Here is a 20,095-nt window from a genome sequence, read left to right as displayed (position 1 = left end):
TTTCTTCACGGTTTCAGGTTGCGGTTGCATGGCGACTGAAATAAACACTCAGTCTTCCTGCATCCAGTTGCGGGCGTGTTGCGTAGCCAGCGTTCGGTCGATGCTCGCGCCCGTTTGTCCAAGGTAATTGGCCGGATCGATCAGGTTGGCAATATCTTCATCGGACAATGCCTGTGCAATTTGCGGATGATCACGCATGGCAGAACCAAAATCCTGTTTGTTCTCGATGCCTTTCATGGAGGCTTCGTAGACCCATTCATGCGCATGATCCTTACCGACCCGGGCACCCAGTTCCAGCATAACACGCTCGGAAAGCAGATAGCCGCGCATCATGTCCAGGTTCCTGTTCATATTTTCCTTGTCTATCCGTAGTCCTGCAAGCAGGTTGCGCGCCTGCAGCAACACCGCGCCGGCAATCAGACAACACTCGGGCAAAGCCTTCCATTCGGTTTTCCAGGCAATCCCGTCACGTTCGTGTTCCTGAACCATCGCTTCGGTCATCATTGCAGCGTTGTAGCGCAAGGTTCGTGACAGGCCGGCAATATTTTCGGCCGAGGTGGGATTGCGCTTGTGCGGCATGGTCGAAGAGCCCAGTTTGCCTTCGGAAAAGCCCTCTTCGACTTCTCCGAATTCATTGCGCTGCAGGTTGCGCAGCTCATTGCCGATTTTTGACAGCGTCGCGCCCAGCATGGCCAGCAGATTGGCATATTCGGCAAAACGGTCGCGCGCCGGCCCCCAACTGATGTCCGGTACCGCCAACCCCAACGCCGCGCAGGTTTTCTCTTCCAGTTCCCTAGCTCGTTCGCCCAGCGAAGCCTGTGTCCCGACTGCGCCAATCAGCATCCCGACAAACACGCGCGGTTCGGCTTGCTTCAGCCTGTCATAGTGACGAGACAATTCGTCCAACCAGATGGCGCACTTATGACCAAATGTAATCGGCAGTGCCTGCACGCCATGCGTGCGCCCCACCATCACGGTATCACGGTGCGCCTTGGCCAAACGGGCCAGTTCGCGGGCGCACCCTTTGAGATCCCGCAGGTAAACAGCATGTGCTTCGCGCAATTGCAGGACAGTGCCGGTATCGAGCACATCCTGGGTGGTGGGCCCAAAATGTACCCACTGTCCATGTTCGCCGCAATGCTCGATGAGCTGCTTGAGTGCAGGCACCAGCGAATGCTTGATGCGACGCATCTCGGCAGCCATTTTGGGAATATCGATTTTTTCCACTTTCGCGTTGGTGGAAATGGCATCGGCCGCTTCCTGCGGAATGATTCCCATGCCGGCCTGAACCTGCGAAAATGCGGCTTCGAAATCCAGCCATTTCTGAATTCGATTTTCTTCGGAGAAAATGGCACGAAGTTCGTCGGTACTCCACAAGTGCTGCATGGTGACCGAATCAAAAACTGAAGAAGTCATTTATTCAACCTTATCTGAGTGTGATTGTGTATTTCTGGCCGGCAGCAAGCGCCCCGGGTTCAATGTATTGTTCGGGTCAAACGCATGCTTGATGCTGTACATCAGGCTGATGGCCACGGGATCCTTGTAGCGGATTAAAATGTCCTGCTTCTGGCGCCCAATCCCATGTTCGGCTGAAATGGAACCGTTCACCCGCGCAGCGGCTTCGTGTACGACCTCGTGAATGGCTGCTTCGCGGGCCAGAAAATCTTCTTTGCTGATCGAGGCCGGTTTGCTCTGGTTAAAATGCAGATTGCCATCGCCGACATGACCAAAGGTAATGCAGCGAATGCCTGGAATAATCGCATTCATGGCAGGTCCCGCGGCGGCGACGAATTCGGCGATACGGGAAATCGGCACCGAAATATCATGTTTGATGGATGGCCCGTCCTTGCGCTGTGCTTCTGGAATATGCGAGCGAATGTCCCACATGGACTTTGACTGCTGCTCGGACGCGGCCAGTGCCACATCAAGCACCATATCCTCCTCCATGGCTTGGGCGAGCACGGTTTCAAATTCTTCCTGCAGCGGAACCCGCAATGACGTTTCCGACACTTCGGCAAGAATGACCCATGGCGCAGCCTCCTGCAGCGGTTCGCGCATGGCCGGAAAGTGCATCAATACCAGATTGACGGTCTCCCGGGCCATGATCTCGAATGCGGTAATACGGTCACCCAGGTTTTCACGCAGCAAAGACAGCAGCGACACCGCCTCGGCCGGATTGCGAATGGCGATCCAGGCCGTGGCTTGCTGGCGTGGCACCGGATACAGCTTGATGGTCGCGGCAGTAATAATGCCCAGTGTGCCTTCGCCCCCGATGAACAGATGCTTCAAGTCATAACCGGTATTGTCCTTGCGCAGGCTGGACAGGCCATTCCAGATTCGACCATCGGCCAGCACCACTTCCAGGCCGAGCGCCTGCTCGCGAGTATTTCCATAGCGAATCACCTGGTCTCCGCCGGCATTGGTCGACAGATTGCCGCCAATCGTTGCCGTGCCTTCGGAGCCGAGCGTAAGGGGAAACATGCGATTTTTTTCGGCGGCCGCTTCCTGCACGTTCTGCAAAATACAGCCGGCTTCGACCGTCATGGTATTGTCTTGCGGATTGACCTCGCGAATGCGATTCATGCGGGTCAGGCTGAGTACAATCTCCAGACCGGATTCGTCCGGAGTAGAGCCTCCGACCAAGCCCGTATTGCCGCCCTGGGGAATCAGCCGGGCGCCGCTTTGCGCGCAGGCGCGAACGACCTGGCTGACTTCTTCCGTGGAGCCGGGCCGGACCACAGCTAGCGCTTTTCCGGGATAATTGCCGCGATGCTCCAGCGCATAGGCTGTCATATCCCCAGATTCGGTCAAAAGCCCCTGCTGGCCGACAATATGCAGCAGGCGAAGCAGCAGATCGTCAAAGGAAGGCGTGGTGGTCGTGTCGGATTGAGGCATTGTTGTACGCTCATTAATACTATAAAATGTTTTATTGAATGAAATATGTTTTTATTAATGAAATATAAGGTAGCGCATCGCTTTGCCTTTGTCAAGAACTCAACAGGACATTAATTTTCATGAAAGACACCAGTAAAAGCCAGAAAGCCGCGGTCGCGCCCACCCCCCCCATCGGCGTACTCGCTCGCGGCCTGATCATTCTTGAATGCTTTTCGGAAGAACATCTGCATCTGCAATTGCGCGAGCTCGCGCAGATGACGGGGCTGGACAAAGCAACGCTGCTTCGGTTGCTGAACACGTTCATCGAATACGGATATGTGCAACGCAGTCTCGATGGCAAGTACGCGCCGGGCCACAATCTGCTGCGCCTGGGTGCGCTGTACCGCTCCACCTTCGATCTGGGGCAACGCCTGCAGCCTATCCTGCGCACCATCATGCTTGAGACGCACGAAAGCGTCGCATTCTACATTCGGGAAGGCGACATGCGTGTGTGCCTGTATCGCGAGAACGTCTCGCGTGATGTGCGCTATGTATTCGAAGTGGGCACGCGGGTGGCACTGGCCGATGGCGGTTCGGCTTCGCATGTATTGCGGGCTTTTACCGACGGTTCGTCACCCAGGACCGAAGAAGTGCTGAAAAACGGCTATGCCATCACCAGGGCAGAACGATCGCCGGAACTGGCTTCTATTTCCGTACCGGTATCGGAGCCACACGGGCGCCTGCTTGGCGCGATTCAGATCACCAGCATTTTGAACCGGCAGACAGAAGCACAACAGATTGCTGCCGCCGAAGTGGCGATACGCACCCTGGCGGAGAACGGCTTTGACTCTAGGCCTACGCGCATAACCGGCTCTGCGACTTTATAAAGATATAACAAAAAAGCCTAGACCTGCGGGTCATCTTTTATTGTACTTTGCAATATCCTGTGTTAGATTTGATTCATACAATAAAATTTATTTCATTGAATGAAATGGAGATAACATGGGTACACCGGAAAACCGGTTAAGCGCCTATCTGGCCTCGCTTGCCAATCGAAAGCTGTCTGCAGATACGCGACATCGGGTCGCCCAATCTCTGCTTGACTGGTTCACCGCCGGTTATTCCGGGGCTGCCATGGCGGCCAGCCACGATCTGCGCAAGCTGGCCACCACGCTGTTTCCCGGCCAGAGCAACGCTACCGTTTTTGGAGGCACCAGCGCGGTATCACTCATGGGTGCCGCGTTCTGCAATGCCGGCATCACCCACCTGCGTGAAATCGACGACGCTCATCGGACAGCCATGCTGCACCCGGGCATCGTGACTGTCACGCCTGTGCTGGCCCTTGCCACATCCCTACCCATGACGCAACAGCAGTTTGAAGCCGCCATTGTGGCAGGCTACGAAGTTGCCATTCGTGCCGGCGAGGTATTGGGATCTGGTCACGCCGGAAAATTCCACATGACCGCCACTGCCGGTTCTTTGGCCGCTGCCGCGGCCAGCGCCGTGGCACTTGGCCTGGATGCAGTACGGATTCACCATGCACTGGGCATTGCCGCAACCCAGGCTGCGGGCCTGTGGCAGTTTGTAGATGATCAGGCCCATGAATCAAAGGCCCTGCACCCGGCCTTTGCCGTCAGAAATGGCCTGACGGCCGCCTATGCCGCGCAGGCGGGATACCGTGGCGCGCAACACTTCATGAATGGCGCTCGCGGTCTTTACGCTCTGCTGCATGGCCAAGGCGATCCGGCCCTGCTGGATCGGGAACTGGGCGTCACGGATCGGATCAGCTCGACCACCATCAAGCCATGGCCCACCTGCGGACAACTGTTCACGGTGGTCGATGCCACCCAGGCCCTCATAAATACCCATGATATCCGGGCAAACGACATTGAATCGGTCGACATCGCCATCTTTCCGCAAGCGTTGCGCATCGCCAAGGTGGACTGGCCGATCAAGCCCGCAGAAACCTGCTTTAGTGGCCGCTATTGCGTGGCCATCCTGTTGCTCACCGGCAAACTCGGCATCCAGGAGACCGAAAATCCTGACCTGGCCGATCCTCGCCTGCTGGCACTGGCAGACAGGATCACCCTGCAGGCCCGGCCCGACTACGCCAATGCCTTTCCCGATCGTCGCCCCGGCACCGTTACCATCCGCTTTAAAAACGGCGAAACCATTTCGGCCAGTCATGACATTCGCCAAGGAGACCCCGAGGCGCCATTTGACTGGGCGGCGCTGGAGGACAGGTTACGCAATCTGGCGCCTGGCATTACCGAGCAAAAGGCTGTGGCCATCGGCGCATGGTGTGCCGGGCAGCAGCACAACCCGCCCCAGGCCGCCTTCACACCGCCGACGCCCGATCTGTTTCACTGATTTTCGTAGTGCAGTCGGCACGGGCATTGCCCATGGGCTGCTGCGCGCTGCGCTGCTCTTAGCTCTCCCACTTCCGTTGCTATCTGCTGTCTGCTGTTCGTTGAATATGCTGTCTTTTTATCGCTCGATCCGAATCCAAAAGGAGACCACCATGCTTCATCGCATTCTAGACGCCTGCTCAAAGGCGCTGCTGTTCGCTGCCATGCTCACGGTATTGCCCGCTAACGCCGCCAGCCAATATCCCAACCAGACCATCAAACTGGTCGTCGGCTTCCCACCAGGCGGCGGGGGAGATTTGTACGGACGCCTGATTGCCGAGTCCATCAGTAAAAGCCTGGGTACGTCCGTAGTCGTGGAGAACAAGCCCGGTGCAGGCGGCAACATTGCCGCTGCCGACGTAGCCAAAAGCCGACCCGATGGCTACACGCTGTTACTAGCCATGAGCGGCAATATCGCCGTAGCACCTGTCGTACGCAAGGATCTTCCCTATAAAGCACCCGATGACTTCGAGTTGATTGGTGCGGCTGTGGAAGCACCGCATGGTCTGTTTGTAGGAAAAAACTCCAGATTCAAAACTGCAAGAGAGTTTTTTGACTACGCAGAAAAAAACGAAGTTACCGTTGGTTCCACGTCGCCCGGCGGCGCAGCCCATATGGGGCTTGAAATGCTCAAGCTGAAAACCAAGGCCAACATCCTGTATGTCCCATACCGTGGCTCCGGCCCGGCCATTACCGACCTGATGGGCGGGCAAACCGAAGCCTTCTTCGCGACGGCCCCGCCACTGGTCGGCCAGACACGCAATGGCGCACTGCGCCTGCTGGCCCTAACCGGCGAGGAACGCAACCCAAGCCTGCCTGATGTCCCAACCTTCAAGGAACTGGGTATCCCGGTTGTGGTCACGCAGTGGTATGGACTGGCTGCCCCGAAAGGAACGCCGAAAGCGATCGTGGATACACTTGCGCAGCACCTTTCCAAAGCGCTGGCCGACCCCAAAACCATCAAGATCATCCGGCAGGATGGCGCGCTGGAAAAAGACCTGTCTACCGATGCTTTTACCGCGTACGTAAAACAGGACATCGAGGGCTATCGGAACAACATCGATCCCGCAGCACTCAAGTCGTTATCTCATTGATCCTATGAATCAAAAGCGGGCGCATCCAACTTGCCGCACCGGGCCTGCCACATACCCCCGCGCCCCGCACACTGTTTGTACTTTTCCCGCATCCTGCTCAACAGGGCAGATGCTTCTTTTTCTTATCAACATCATGGAGTTTACTTATGCTGAACAATTGGGTTAACCAAATGGAAAATACAAAGGCCGCAGTCACCCCCTTTGCCCAGAACAATCCGAAAATGCTGTCAGCCTTCCAGGCATTGAATGCTGCGCAAGGAGCCAATGGCGCGCTAGATGCGAAAACGCGCGAACTGATCGCGCTTGCCGTCGCCGTAACGACGCGCTGCGACAGCTGCATTGCCGCTCACGCCAACGCCGCACGCAAGGCAGGCGTAACCGAGGCGGAACTGAGCGATGCGTTGGGCACGGCCATTGCGCTGAATGCAGGTGCCGCTTATGTGTATTCGCTGCGAGCCATGGAAGCGCATTCGCAGTTCGGTGAATCATGACAGAAATATGATTGGCCTGAAGACGCATTGAGCCTGACGGATGTGCTGTCCTTTCCGAAGAAAACAGTACATCCGGCAACCGACTCGCACAGACATTACAATCAACTGATGCGATTGGCAGGCCCGCACCCCATGATTAAAACGATCAAGTGGGATACCGAGTTTGGAAGGCCCCGAGATAATGCAGTCCACAGAACGTTTTTTCCCCGGCGACATCAAGCGGTGTCTCATCGCGTGCAGCAGCGCTGATGAAGCCATTAATCCGTTCCAACCCGGCGCGCTTGCAAGCATTAACAACAGCGTCAGCACTTTCACCCAACACCAAACGCTGATTCACTATTGGCAAGCTAAAAAATTCGGCAACAGGCAAAACAGTGGCGTCGCGCAGTTTGTATCCAAAGTACTGAACATCATCTACTGTCAGCCCTGTCTCGTTTCTAAATGCGCCTTCGGTGGCATATTCTCGCAAGTCTGGCAATGCAGCTGCTGTCGTCACGCCCGCAAAAATATGGTCAAACTTATGCCTAACCTCGGGTTCCGGCTCTTCATATTCATAGCTTCCAGCAAATTTCAGACCATTGAAATCCTGGTTTTCTTCTCCCTGATATAGATGCTGCATCAGGCACACTGTCGTATTGGCCTGCGCGACGCCCTGAACCTGGCAACGAGCAAGGATTTCCTGCGCCATGTGCTCCGGACAACCAAGCGTTTGCGCCAGGGCACTCACAACTTGTTCGATCGGCTCGGCGCGCTTCTGATAATTAACGGCGATAAAATCATGGTCGAACCACTCCTCTCCCAGATCACGAACGAATTGACCGTTCTGCGGCGTGCCTGCAGAAATATATCGCGTCAGGGATTTCTCGTTCGTGGTTGTTCCGATCCAGACAGAAATCACTTTCAGTCGTTTGTTGTTTTTGAATCTTTCATCAGTAAAGCGATCTATGAAGTCAAGCATTGTCAATCATCCAAATATAAAGTTGTTTTCCACTTATTGCATTTCACTACACGCCCTGCGCTCCCGACACAAGCAACTATAGCACGCTGAAGCCACCTGTCTGAGAACCACCATTTCTCGCAAATTGCCTTGCGAATGACTGGATAATATCCAGGGCTTCATCAGGGTCTGACGCTTGCTGCAACTGGTCCATCAACTGCTCGTGAGCTACGCTGCTGGCCCGACACCCGCTACTGTTTCGGCTGGGGTGGGGTCCCTGAATAATATTGCCTTTGTCATTGATATTCTGAAAGTAGACATCCACCGTCGGCGTTGCCCAGGATTTCAGTGTTTCCGCATTCAGCCCTATTTCCTTGGCCTTGGCCGCCATGGAGACAGGAAACCATTCGTGCATGCCGCCGCTTCCGCGCAACGCTTTCTTGATCAGCTCACGCGTCGATTTAGAACTCATAAAATCGGCAATCTGGTCTGCCGTCTGACCATTGAACCAGCTATTGAACTGTCCTGACGGCCACATGGCAAGACCAAACGGATCAATCCACATGGTGCTGCTGGGTCCGTAAAGATAAAGATTGATGCCCCCGAACAAGCCAATCGGATCCTGACGGATATATCGTCCGGTATCGGGATCATAGTACCGATAACGGTTGTAATGCAGACCGGATTCACTATCGTAGTACTGCCCTTGAAAGCGGATGTTGTTGTGCGCATAGTCAGACGCATCTGTGGAATCGGATGCATCCGTATCTCGCCGCTTCCCCCAGAACTGATATTCGCCTGCCCAGATTTTGCGCTGCGATTCATCGAACAATTCCCTGGGTGTACCGATACGATCGCAATGAAAGAAGGCGATATCACGAACGGTGCCGGCAGCCGTGTCGGCCCAAGCGTTCGCCGAGGCTGGAGACAGATACTGAGCCAGCGGGACGAAACTTTCATACTCATACAGATAATGTTTGGTGCATTCCTGGCCCACGATGGATTCGAACGCCAGATTTTCTCCATCCCAACCATAAAATACCCGGACCGACGCGGGGTCGTCGTCACCCTTGGCGACCTGTTTGCCGATTCGGCGTCCGAAAGCATCATAGTAATATGCGGCAACAACGTCGCTTGCGCCATTTTTTGCCGTTCGCACTGACACCAGTTGGTTGAACGCATTCCAGGTAAATGCCTGTCGGCATCCCGGGCTGCTTTTGCTCACCATATTGCCTTGTACGTCATACTCAAAATGGATGCCGGCGTACTCTCTGAGTACATTGCCCACCACCGCTGGCACATCAGCAGGTAGAGTGGTGGTCTGCGTTCCTATGGCAATGGCAGTTGTAATATTCGAAGCGGGATCGAAACTGAATGTCTCATCAAAGACAGGCGTAGCGGCACGCACAATTCGCCCCAGCGGATCATAGCGATAGAGTGCATCGCCTCTCGTTGAATCGGAGACGCCGACCAGTTGGCCTATTTTATCGTAGTGATACTCGCGCTTGAGGCGCACCTTCTCGTGAAAATTGCCCTCCAGCAACACCTGGGTCTGCAATCGCCCGGCCCTGTCATATTCACTGCGCTGCTGCATGCTGTTCATCAGCGTGCGGGATTTTTCCTGATACACATCATTGCGCGTAAAGCTGGCCAATGTGGCTTTGTTCAGCAACATCTCATGAACGTAGCTACTACCTGAAATCAGCCAGTCTGTTTCCACGCCGTCCGGACGGCGGGTGGCGATGCGATTGTCTATTTCGTCGTAAGAGTGCCGCCACAAAAAATCCCGTTGCGTGTCAAATAACGTGTACTGCTGATGCACCGCGAGGACGTTTCCGACGGCGTCATAGGAAAGGGTATTTTGACTGATTGCATTGGATGCTCCAACCAGTCGGCTGTTTGCATCGTAATCGAAACGTTCCGTGCTTCCCTGGCCAGAACGAGCAATAATCTGGCCAATGACGTCGTACTCATAACGAGTGATCACATCACCTTCGGTGACCGTGGCCAGGGTGCCGGTATTTTTGGTATAGGTGAATTTTGTTATTTTTTTATCAAATCCCGATTCCTCAAGCAGCCTGCCAAAAGGATCATAGGTGAATGAATAATGTTCGTTGTTTTCATTGATCAACTGGGTCAGTTTTCCGGTCCGATCGTATCGATAATCAATGGACGTGCTGATCGGACTGATTCTGCGCGCAAGCCTGCCTGCCGCATCATAACTGAATAAGGTTTCCTGTCCGAGTGCGTCTTTGGCGGACAGCAGGCGACCCTCGGCATCGTACGACAAGAGCCGCAGTTCGCCGTCCGGTTCGATAACGCGTGACAAATGTCCTTTATCATCATAGTCATAGGCTGTTCTTTTGCCTTCGGCATCAATCAGCCCGACAACACGATCCAGATGATCGTATTCCCACGTTGTCGTGTTATTGGAACAATCTGCATACTGCAAAATTTTATTAGCGTTGTTATAAACGACGCGCTTGACCCCGCCTTTTGCGTCCTTGATGGCGGTTGCACTACCGGCAAGGTTGTAGGTAAACTCGGTGACCCGACCCAGTGGGTCGGTCTGACGAATCATTTGCTGGCGATCATTGTATTGACGGCGCCAGATCGCTCCCATCGCATCGGTTACCTGGACCAGTTGTTCATCCTGGTTATAGATCCAGCTAACCTGAGTGTTGTCACGACGAATATGTCGGACCAGATTGTCACGAGCGTCATATTCAAAACGGTCTGTGGTTCCATCCGGATTAACGATCGCAATAATATTGTGATAATCATCACGCTTGCGTTCTTCGATGGTCCCGTCTGGAAAGTAGATATGTGAAATGTAGTTGTATTGGTCAAACCGGTATGTCGTTGTCTGGCCTAGCGCATTGGTGACATGGGTGAGTCGATTCTCCCTGTCCCAAGACAGAACAATTTCATGGCTGCCGTCATCAGCATATTCGCGAAAGCAACGCGCATTGGGCTCGGTGCCCTTCCACTCCAGATTGATACCACGGCCTGTCCTGTCGCTGTAGCGGGTGATCAAATGATGGTTGTAGGCATACAGACGTTCCGACAGGTATTCATCGGCGGCCCGCACAAGATCGCCGGCTTCATCATACTGGTAGCCGGCAAGCTGGCGTTGCACCGTGTTTCCATCGTGCGTCACGTCCGTCATGATTCGCCGAATCCGGCGCTGCTCGTCGTGCTCGAATCTCACCACCCATACGTCGTTCTGTATGGAAAGCAGCAGGCCCTGTTCCTGATAGTCAATGTCGATTTTGTTGCCGACCCTGTCAGCAATAGACACCAGCCGGTACGTGGCACCGATTTTTCGGAATGTTTCAAATCGTTCATGTTTCTGGCTGATGACAAGCGTTTGTTCATCAAGCCTGCGCCAGTTTATTTCCTCGCTGCGATCATATCGTTCCTCGCCCAATGCCAGTGGTGAGGTCTCGATCGTTCTACCCACAATGGAATAATAGGCAAGCCCCTGAGCACTCTCTTGGATAAAAAGCGTAAATGGCGTAATCCATCGTGGTCCCAACGGGCCATCTTCATCATTGGCGCTGAAATTGGAACGATAGACCCGATCCCAGCTTATCGGAAAAGCGCCGGACAAGGAAAAATCACTTTGGGCAATACGTTCATCTCCGACGTCAAAGCCAATGGAGAAGCCTGATCTTCCCATACAGTCTTTGCAGTCTGCATGTGGCTTGTCAGCATCCCCTCTGTTCCCGTTCCCATCCTTGTCGCCTTTTCCGCCCCTGCCGCCATCACCCCCGCTGCCGTCCTTGCCCTTGCCTTTTGTCCCGACTCCGCCGCCACCGCCGGGACGTTTGATCTTAAAGCCCTTGTCCAGCTCGATGCCTGTGATGTTCACGTTGAGCAGACCCATTTTCTGATCCTGTCCACCCAACTGAATGTTGGCGCCATACAGGCCGATGTTAGCTGCCTGCATGGAGTCGCCCATGCCGTACAATTTGATATCTGCAATATTCTGGTTGTGATTATGTCCCTCGACCATCACATCCTTGATACCATCCACACTCAAATCCAGCGTATAGCTCTTTTTTCTGGTGACGGTATTGTTGTCCAGCATCAGCGCCGTTTCCACATTGACCGGACTCTCCTTGATGATCTTGCCCGGTGTCTGCACAATTCCAGGGCCGGCAGAGCTGATGTCCAACGAGCCACCCGCCTTGATATCAATTTCTTCCTGTGTGGATTCGGAATAGATCGTGGGCGACGCCATGGTGATGTCGCCAGCCTGCAACTGCGAACCCGACTTGATATTGCTGGTCTCCCCGGTTCCGACGGTTTCCGACACGGTGCCATTGACCGTCTCTTCATCATGGGTGGTGGTCGTGATATGCAATCCCTGCAACGTATGGCTGGCCTGCCCACCAATGGTGCTGGTCAGCGCTCCCGTAATGGTTTCGTCCACACCATCATTGAACGACTGCTGCAGATTGGCGCCTATCTGTTCGTCCAGTGAGCCCTGTACGGTCCGATTGTGATCCGCCTGGTAGTTTTTGACCGCGCCAGCGACCATGGTGATATCTGAGGTGCTGTGCGCGGTGTGCGAACGCAGCCCGGCGATCGCGGACACGACATTGCCTGCCACGTCATGCGTCTGATTATTTTTGACATGCGTATCCATATCTTTTTCAGCCACCATGGCCAGTAGCTCGCTGCCCTGCCGGTCTTCAAACATCAGCTTGTTCGCGTTGGCGGGAGTGCCGTTTTTGCTGCGGGTAAGAAAGCCGCTTTGCGTGGCATCGTCCGGCAAATTCACAGGCGGCATATTGCTGGCGTTGTAGACCCGCCCCACCGCGATCGGACGATCGATATTGCCGTTGATGAAGTCCACCACCACTTCTTCGCGCACGCGCGGGATTTGCACCCCACCAAAGCCACCGCCGGCCCAGGGGTTGGACACTCGTATCCAGCACGAGCTGTTCTCGTCCATTGCGCCTTCACGGTCCCAGTGAAACTGTACCTTGATTCGACCGTACTTGTCGGTCCAGATCTCTTCGCCTTGCGGGCCCACTACGGTCGCCGTTTGCGGGCCACTCATTTTCGGGATGGGCGTGCTACGCGCGGCGCGATACTGCACATTGGCAGGAATATGCCGGGAGGTCACAACATACCGCGCTTGGTCATCAGGCTGATCATGGCTGGCATAGGCCGGATTCTGTATGTCATATTCAGTATGAACAACCAGATATGCCTTATTTTCCGCCTGATGGGGGTAGTTTTTCAGCGTGAAGGTATAACCAGGCGCCATCGTCCGCACATTTGACCGGGCCACAGCCTGCTCCTGCAAACATTGCAGCGACTGCAGATGCACTTTGACATAATGTTCAGAGTCGGATGAGTCTACGTACCCACCCATGGGTTCATACATTTCCAGATCCAGACCCTGGGTTGCCCGCGGACTCGTCCTGCGCTTGGCGCTCATGTCCGCCAACGGCTTCTGAAAGTCGTAATCCATGGTGGCATAGCCCGTGGGCGTCAGTTCCCCCGACACCTGCCAGTCGGCGATACACGCCTGCATGGCAACGGAAGGCCGGTCATCAGGATAAAAGGGAATCACAGGCAAAACCGGCAACGGATCGTGCGACTGGGCTTCGTCTGTCAACACCAGGACATGACGTGATGCTTCATGGCGGAACCAGTAATAGATGCCCTCGTGCTCCATAAGTCTGCTGACAAAACTGAAATCTGTTTCCTGGAACTGGACGCAATAGCCCCACTTGCGATAACGGTTCATCAGCCGAATTTCAACAGCGAAGTCGTATTTGCCAAGCACCTTTGTGATAATGTCGACAGCTGTTTCATTCTGGAAGATGCGATTGTCGCTGTTCTGCGTCGCATACCACAACCACGATCTGACCGTGGCCTGATAAATGTAATAACGCGGTGTCCGGGTCTCGCGATGCAGTAATTCGAAGCCGGTTACAATGCCGTTCAGAAATCGGGGTGATGCGCCCGTCTCTATTTCGAATGTCACCGATTGCCCCAGCATGGATTGCAGATCCAGCTTCGCGTGTTCGGAAACAAACCGCACCGTCCATTCGGACAGGCAGGATAGCCCTTCATCTCCCTGCAGGGACTTGAATTTAAGCGCGTCGCCCAGCGGCGTGATGGCATTGACAATACGGTTCATGACTTTGCTCTATCTATCGTGGTTGGGTCAATAGCGCTACGGGAAAGCCCTGGCGCGCTGCGTTTCGCTCCATAACTCGGCCTCATACAGTTCCGGGTCTTTCTCCAGGGCGCCGGCACGCCGCTTCAGGTTCAGGTCATCACTGAGCGCGCGGTGAAAGCGGGTGCGATTTAGCCTGGCATCATCAAAACGCGCCTGATACAGGTCTGCATACGAAAAATCGGTGTGATCCAGTTGGGCCCGATCAAAGCGGCATTGACGGGCACTGGCGTGATGCCATACAGACATGGACAGGTTGGCATCGACAAAGCTGGCATCATCCGTGATGGCATCTACGAATACGCTTTGCGCAAATTGCGCAGCATCGCAGCGTGCACCACTCAGATCCGCATCGGCAAAAACAATGAACTGGCCTTTGCTGCTGCGCAGATCCGCGCCTTTGACGCTCGCGCTCTTGAAAGCGGCCTGCACCAGATTGGCCGAGGCCAGGCACATCCCGTCAAGGATTGCCTCGGTAAACACGCCACGCTCCAGGTCCTGCCCCTGTAAATTCTGGCCGCTCAGATCCGACTGCAGCCAGATCACATTGACCAGGCTGGCTTTGTGAAAAATAACGGTTTTCAGGTCCAACCCGAACAGCGTGGATTTGAACAACTGCGCCTGTGAGAAATCGACCCGTTCCATATCCGACTTCATGAAGGTCATTTCCCTGCCCTGAACACCGGTGTAGCGCACGCCTGCCAGGCGACAGCCGATGAATACCGTTTCGTCCATCATGGCATGATCAAAATCCGCGTCACGTACATCGCACTCATGCCATTTGGCCTGAAACAACAGGGACTGGCGCCATTGTGTTCCGGCCATCACACAGGTGTTGAAAAATACCGCGTTGCCGTAGCATTCGTTCATACTTGCACGGTCAAAGCAGCAGTTGGCAAATACGCTTTCGTCCAGCCTGGCGCCATCGAGTTGCGCCCCCGTGAAATCAACGCCTTCAAAAAGGGCTCCCGACAGATTCCAGTCGCGCAGATCCCGCTCTTTGAGTGATATTTTCAGAATCGGCACACCGTTATCCACCAGTTCCCGAAGTTGCTCATCGGTCAGGCTCATGCCGATTCCTTTTTCTGCGTGGGTTCCAGCTGAATCTGCTGCGTATAGTTGTCATGCTGCAGGCTGCCCGCGTCAATATTGCTCTGGGCAAAATCGGCCCGGAAAAAATTGACCTTGCTAAAATTAGTACGAACAAACGTCGATTTCCTGAACAGGCCTGTCATCAGGTTGGCTGCCGTAAAATCGCTGTGCCGAAACTCAGTCCGCATGAAAACGCCATCGGGGGTTTCCAAGCCACGACAGTCTGCCTGTTCAAAAACCGATTTGGAACAATCGGTATTGCGAATAACCGCCTGCACAAAGCGCGGCCGCTGAAAATGAATACCACGCATACTGCCGTCGCTGATTTGGGCATGGCTGAAATCGCAATCGGATACCGGCTTTTCGGCAATCAGGGTGAAGGCGCTCATGACGGATCCGGCAAACGACATGCCAGACAGCTCACATAAGGCAAAGGCGCAGCGGATCAGCCAGGAGTCGGCAAAGGCGCTGTTGGTAAAAATGCACTCATAAAATGCACACTTGTTCAGCCTTGCCTCCTTTGCCGCCACATGATCCAGTGAGCATGAGAGCATCACGGTTGCATCCAGCGCCAATGCATTCATGGTCGTATTCTCAAAACGCACGTTCCGGAATACGGATTCACTAAATGTCGCTCCGGAAAAATCACAGCGACTGAACGTCGATTCATCGATAATTGCCTGATGAAAATCACAACTGGAATACGAAACGGCGTCAAAGCGCGTACGCGACATATTGGCAGTGTGAAACCGGCAGTGCTCAAACTGAGTTTTGCTATATGTTCCACTAAACAGCACAGCTTCGCTTAAATTGCACCGAATGAATGTGGCGTCAGTCATGTCGGCGCGCATCAGCACCGCCTGACTGAAATCACAATTGTCAAAGATCAGGCCCGTCAGATCGGCACCGGTCAGATCCATACCACTCAGGTCTCGATCAGTCTGTGCCGCCTGGATGGCCTTTTCCCGCCGCTCTCTGGCTATTGTCTGATCCAGCACGTAGGCGCCAGATCGGTATTGAGCGGAAAACAGCAAGCCGCGATGGCGCTGCCGCTGGACAATACGGCTATTGTCTTCACTGGCTTGCGCCTGGCTAATTTGCGCCAGCAGTTCATCCAGCGCGCGATTGGGCTGTTTATTGCCCGGATCCGGTACTCTGGTCCTGGCATTGATATCTTCGATGGTTTTAAGAAAATCCGGTTCACCGAGCAGGGTCGGCAGCGTCTTGTCCCTGCCGCCCGATTGTTTGAAGCGTTTTGCCGCCGCTTTGGCCTGGACCAGTTCGGCCCGATGTTCGCGGACCGCCAGATTGCGCTGCCTTTGTTTTTCCAGCAACTGCTCCATGCCCGGCTGCGGCCGGGGGCCGACAAATTCCGGCAAATAGTGTTCGGCATCCAGTCCCATGCAGGCCAGATCGGAACGCGCGTGCAGCAGCAGGTAACGTTGCAGGCGATGCTGCTTTTCCCACATGGCGCCATTTAAGTCAGGCTTGAGATCGAACCCTGCCGTTTGCAGGTTTTCAGGCAGCAGTTGCGCGTCTTCATAGGCCAGCAACGCCGATTCATCATGATCCAGCCGCGTTTGCATGTAGCGACAATAATGGTCATGCGTTTTGGGCGAATACTTCCATTCAAGGGCGCCCAGGATATGTTTGATTTCCTCGCCGTCGTCATGCCAGCCCGGCAGCGTTGCGTGAAACAGCACAATATAGCTTTCCAGATGCGGCACCAGCCAGAGCGTGGTCGGCACCAGCTCGACATCGTGGGTCTCTGGCTCAGTGCCGGCATCCTTCTGCAGTTGCACCAGGCATCTGGCCTGCCACGCAGGCACCGTGCCCTGCCAGCACGGCTTATCCGGATGCATATTCCATACGCGATATTCGGTGTTGGGCGGCAGTTGCGCCTGCCCTTCAAAGATCTGGTCGGGCATGGCGGCATTAAACAGGCTAGGATCCATATCGGGAAAGAAGCCGGGCGCATCAGTTTTGTGCCATTGTTCTGAATACGTCCCCACTTTTCCAAAGCGAACCGGCCAGGTAATACTCTGTGCCCCCAACCCGGCCGGGTGAATGGTTTCCCGGAAATCACGAATCGGATAATCGGGCCACTCCACATTGGGCATCCGTCTGACACGCACCCCATGAATGGTTTCCTCTACAGTCCCCTTGCCCATCGGGTTATTCGCAAAGCCAGGCCCGCCATAGGCATTTTGCCAGCCGATGTTGAGTTGTTCAAAAGGCTGCGCCGGAGTAATGCGATTGTCCAAAAAGTAACGGTCTCCGTACACCTGCACTTGCTTGACACGATCATTGACCTGCACTTGAACGCGGCACTGCGTTTTGTCTTCCGAGTGCGCAGTATAGGCATTACCCGACACCAGAAACTCTGCTTGTGGCTTGGGCATACCCAGGTCCAGAATGCCCTCGGCGTTCAAATGCTCGGCAACAAACGACCAAAGCCCCGCTTCATTTTGCAGCACCGGATATCCCTTGCTGTTGTCCACGAGAATGGCGGCAGACAGGCCGATATGGGCCTGGCCGCGCCAGCGATACGGCCTGATCTGGATACTCAGGCAGAATGGCTTGGAAATTTTCATGCGCCAATGCCACTTGTCATATTCATATCTCAATCCTGAATACATATTTTCTGTCGGTCTTGCCAAGCGACATATTGGCGCCGATAAGACCGATGGAAACCAGGTCGATAGAATTGCTGTTGCCAACAAGCTTTACCTGCGCTCCCACCAGCGATACCGTGCTCAGTTGCATGGCATCGTACATGCCGCCAGCAGCCAGCTTGACGGCAACACTGGTATCGGCACTCTTGCTGGCGCGCGAATTAATGCCATTGACCCCGATCGCCACCTTGATATTCTGTTCATGCAACGTCGACGGATTGACCGACTGCATCAGCGTAGACTCTCTGATCAGGCTGCCCGATTTCATCAGAATGTCGGACAGCGCATAGGCTTCCCATGTGGCAGCACAATTGAGCTTGAATGGACCGCCCGCATCCACTTTGAAACTGTCCGCTTTCATAATGGCATCACCGGCCCCCACGCTTTTACTGAACAATCCGCTCACCGTCACATCTTCGCCACTGTCAAAATTACGGACCACCGAGCCGGTAATGTTATCGGTCCGATGCGCGTTCAATGTGCTTTGCACTCCCTGATTGAATGCATGCAGCGCCGGTTCGCCCGCAACGGTCAGCGTTTCGGCACCGCCAACGGAAAGCGTGTTGGCACCGGTGTATTCGCGTTTCTGTCGCTGCGCCACAGAGTCTGTGGCGTCGGCCGCTACCGAGAACCGATGCCCGCTCTCATGCTGGTAGGTGGCTGCCTGTGCCACCTGTTTGTTGAACAACCCGCCATAATTCCAGGTATGTGCACCGGCAATATTGGTAGCCGACATGCCGCCCACCCGATGATTGGCATTATTCTTCACGCGGCTCTGCATATCTTTCTGGGCCACCATTTTGAGCATTTCACTGCCCTGACTATCGTCGAACATGACCGTATTGGCCGCATCCGGACTACCGTCCTTGGTGCGCGTATGAAAACCACTTTGCGTTGCCTGCTCCGGTAGCGTCACCGGCGGCATGTTCTCTGCGTTATAGACCCGGCCGACCACAAGGGGCCGGTCAGGATGACCACCGACAAAATCGACAATCACCTCTTCGTTCACGCGAGGGATCTGCAGCCCGCCGAAACCGCCGCCGGCCCAGGGGCTGGAAACCCGGATCCAGCATGAACTGCGTTCGTTTTTGCTCCCATATCTGTCCCAGTGGAACTGAACCTTGATACGGCCATATTTGTCAGTCCAGATCGACTCGCCTGCCGGTCCGACGACCCGGGCCGTTTGCGGCCCGCTGGTTCTCGGCTCGGGCGTGCGCGCCGGATGGCGATACTGGACGTTTGCCGGGATCGCTTCTATCGTCGTCAACAGCGTGGCATGCTGGTTCACCGGCGCCTGACCGGTGCTGGCTGCGCTGTGGTACGGCGCTTCAATGAACTCGTAATGGCTGCGGACAATCAGGTACTCGCGGTTCTGCACCTTGTCCGGATGGTTTTTCAGTACAAAGGTATGGCCAGCGCACAAGGCTCTTGCGTTACTGGTGGCCGCGATAGTCTGTCGTTTCATTTCCAGGGCCTGCATGCGCACGCGGGCATAATGGGCACCTTCTTCCGGCTCGGTATAACCACCCATCGGATCGTACTGTTCCAGATTCAGGCTGTGGCCTGCCTTACCTTGAGCCAACTGACGCACATCCAGGCGCGCCTGCGGCTTGTTCAGGTCATAATCGGTCGCGGCATAAGCGGTGGGTGTCAGACAAACCCGCGGCTGCCATACTTCTACATACTCCTGTAGCGGGTTAACCAGATGATGTCGGCTGTAATATGGCAACCGTGACAAACCTGGCGCCGGACGATGCGCACTCATGTCGTCGGCCAGCACAAGGGTGTGCCTGCCCTGGTCATGTTCGAACCAGTAATAGATACCTTCGTGTTCCATCAGGCGGCTGACGAAATCAAAATCGGTTTCGTCATACTGCACGCAGTACGTCCACTTGCGATAATGCTCAACAAGCCGCAGATCCAGCGCAAAACCATATTCACCCAGCACGTCGCTCAGGATGTCTTTGATGCTTTTGTCCTGGAAAATTCGATAATCACTGGTCTGCGTGGCATACCATAGCCATGGGCTGAGCGTGGCCTCATAAACGTAATATTTCGGCGGATACGAATCCCTGCCGGTACGCCGAAGGCGCGTCACAATCCCGTTGATAAAGCGTGAAGACGATTGTTGTTCTACCTCCACTGCAAGCGCCTCACCCAGCAGGCTTTTGATGTCCAGCGCAGGGGTCTCGCTAAGTATTTCAAGTGTGAACTCAAACAGACCCGATACCTGCTCCTGTCCTTTGAGTGAACGAAGCAGCAACTGACCGTCGGGAAAGTCGCCGTGCAGCCGGAATATCCTTTTCATTGTTCGCCCCTGCT

At 54.7% G+C, this 20,095-nt stretch carries 11 protein-coding genes; 4 read left to right on the top strand and 7 right to left on the bottom strand.

Going from position 1 to position 20,095, the window contains the following annotated elements; translation table 11 throughout:
- Window positions 1–48 precede the first annotated feature (48 nt).
- Together purB and EV681_RS02020 are read right to left on the bottom strand one after the other, a co-directional pair.
- Complete coding sequence (gene purB, locus EV681_RS02025) at window positions 49–1,416, bottom strand: adenylosuccinate lyase (protein WP_128393694.1); 1,368 nt, start codon at window positions 1,414–1,416, stop codon at window positions 49–51.
- Window positions 1,417–2,895 carry an FAD-binding oxidoreductase gene (locus EV681_RS02020; protein WP_128393693.1) on the bottom strand — a complete coding sequence of 493 codons (1,479 nt, stop codon included), beginning with the start codon at window positions 2,893–2,895 and terminating at the stop codon, window positions 1,417–1,419. It abuts the gene before it with no gap.
- A 119-nt stretch (window positions 2,896–3,014) separates the two neighbouring features.
- Here EV681_RS02020 and EV681_RS02015 point away from each other — a divergent pair, with 119 nt between their 5' ends.
- From EV681_RS02015 to EV681_RS02000, 4 genes are all read left to right on the top strand, one after another.
- On the top strand, window positions 3,015–3,761 hold the full coding sequence (locus EV681_RS02015; protein ID WP_128393692.1) for an IclR family transcriptional regulator: 747 nt from the start codon (window positions 3,015–3,017) through the stop codon (window positions 3,759–3,761).
- Between the two features lie 115 nt (window positions 3,762–3,876).
- Window positions 3,877–5,244: an MmgE/PrpD family protein gene (locus tag EV681_RS02010; protein ID WP_128393691.1), complete on the top strand. Its 1,368-nt coding sequence runs from the start codon at window positions 3,877–3,879 to the stop codon at window positions 5,242–5,244.
- Window positions 5,245–5,395: 151 nt separating this feature from the next.
- The gene (locus EV681_RS02005) at window positions 5,396–6,376 is read left to right on the top strand and encodes a Bug family tripartite tricarboxylate transporter substrate binding protein (RefSeq protein ID WP_128393690.1); all 981 of its coding nucleotides are present in this window, start codon (window positions 5,396–5,398) and stop codon (window positions 6,374–6,376) included.
- 146 nt (window positions 6,377–6,522) lie between these two features.
- Complete coding sequence (locus tag EV681_RS02000) at window positions 6,523–6,867, top strand: carboxymuconolactone decarboxylase family protein (protein ID WP_128393689.1); 345 nt, start codon at window positions 6,523–6,525, stop codon at window positions 6,865–6,867.
- A gap of 145 nt (window positions 6,868–7,012) precedes the next feature.
- Here the strand turns inward: EV681_RS02000 and EV681_RS01995 are convergent, their stop codons facing one another.
- The 5 genes from EV681_RS01995 to EV681_RS01975 all read right to left on the bottom strand — a co-directional run bounded on the left by EV681_RS01995 (window position 7,013) and on the right by EV681_RS01975 (window position 20,081).
- The gene (locus tag EV681_RS01995; RefSeq protein WP_128393688.1) at window positions 7,013–7,825 is read right to left on the bottom strand and encodes an immunity 22 family protein; all 813 of its coding nucleotides are present in this window, start codon (window positions 7,823–7,825) and stop codon (window positions 7,013–7,015) included.
- 76 nt (window positions 7,826–7,901) lie between these two features.
- The gene (gene tssI / locus EV681_RS01990) at window positions 7,902–13,967 is read right to left on the bottom strand and encodes a type VI secretion system tip protein TssI/VgrG (RefSeq protein WP_130303187.1); all 6,066 of its coding nucleotides are present in this window, start codon (window positions 13,965–13,967) and stop codon (window positions 7,902–7,904) included.
- 36 nt (window positions 13,968–14,003) lie between these two features.
- Window positions 14,004–15,077, bottom strand: coding sequence for a pentapeptide repeat-containing protein (locus tag EV681_RS01985; protein ID WP_130303186.1), 1,074 nt, complete (start codon window positions 15,075–15,077; stop codon window positions 14,004–14,006).
- On the bottom strand, window positions 15,074–17,692 hold the full coding sequence (locus EV681_RS01980) for a DUF2169 family type VI secretion system accessory protein (RefSeq protein WP_165392912.1): 2,619 nt from the start codon (window positions 17,690–17,692) through the stop codon (window positions 15,074–15,076). Before EV681_RS01980 ends, EV681_RS01985 begins: the two co-directional genes overlap by 4 nt.
- A gap of 22 nt (window positions 17,693–17,714) precedes the next feature.
- Window positions 17,715–20,081, bottom strand: coding sequence for a type VI secretion system Vgr family protein (locus tag EV681_RS01975; RefSeq protein ID WP_130303184.1), 2,367 nt, complete (start codon window positions 20,079–20,081; stop codon window positions 17,715–17,717).
- Window positions 20,082–20,095: the final 14 nt, after the last annotated feature.

The organism is Advenella incenata (assembly GCF_004217095.1).
Lineage (GTDB): Bacteria > Pseudomonadota > Gammaproteobacteria > Burkholderiales > Burkholderiaceae_B > Advenella > Advenella incenata.
The sequence above is the reverse complement of the archived record's forward strand: the minus strand, read 5'-3'. Positions and strand labels throughout refer to the sequence as shown.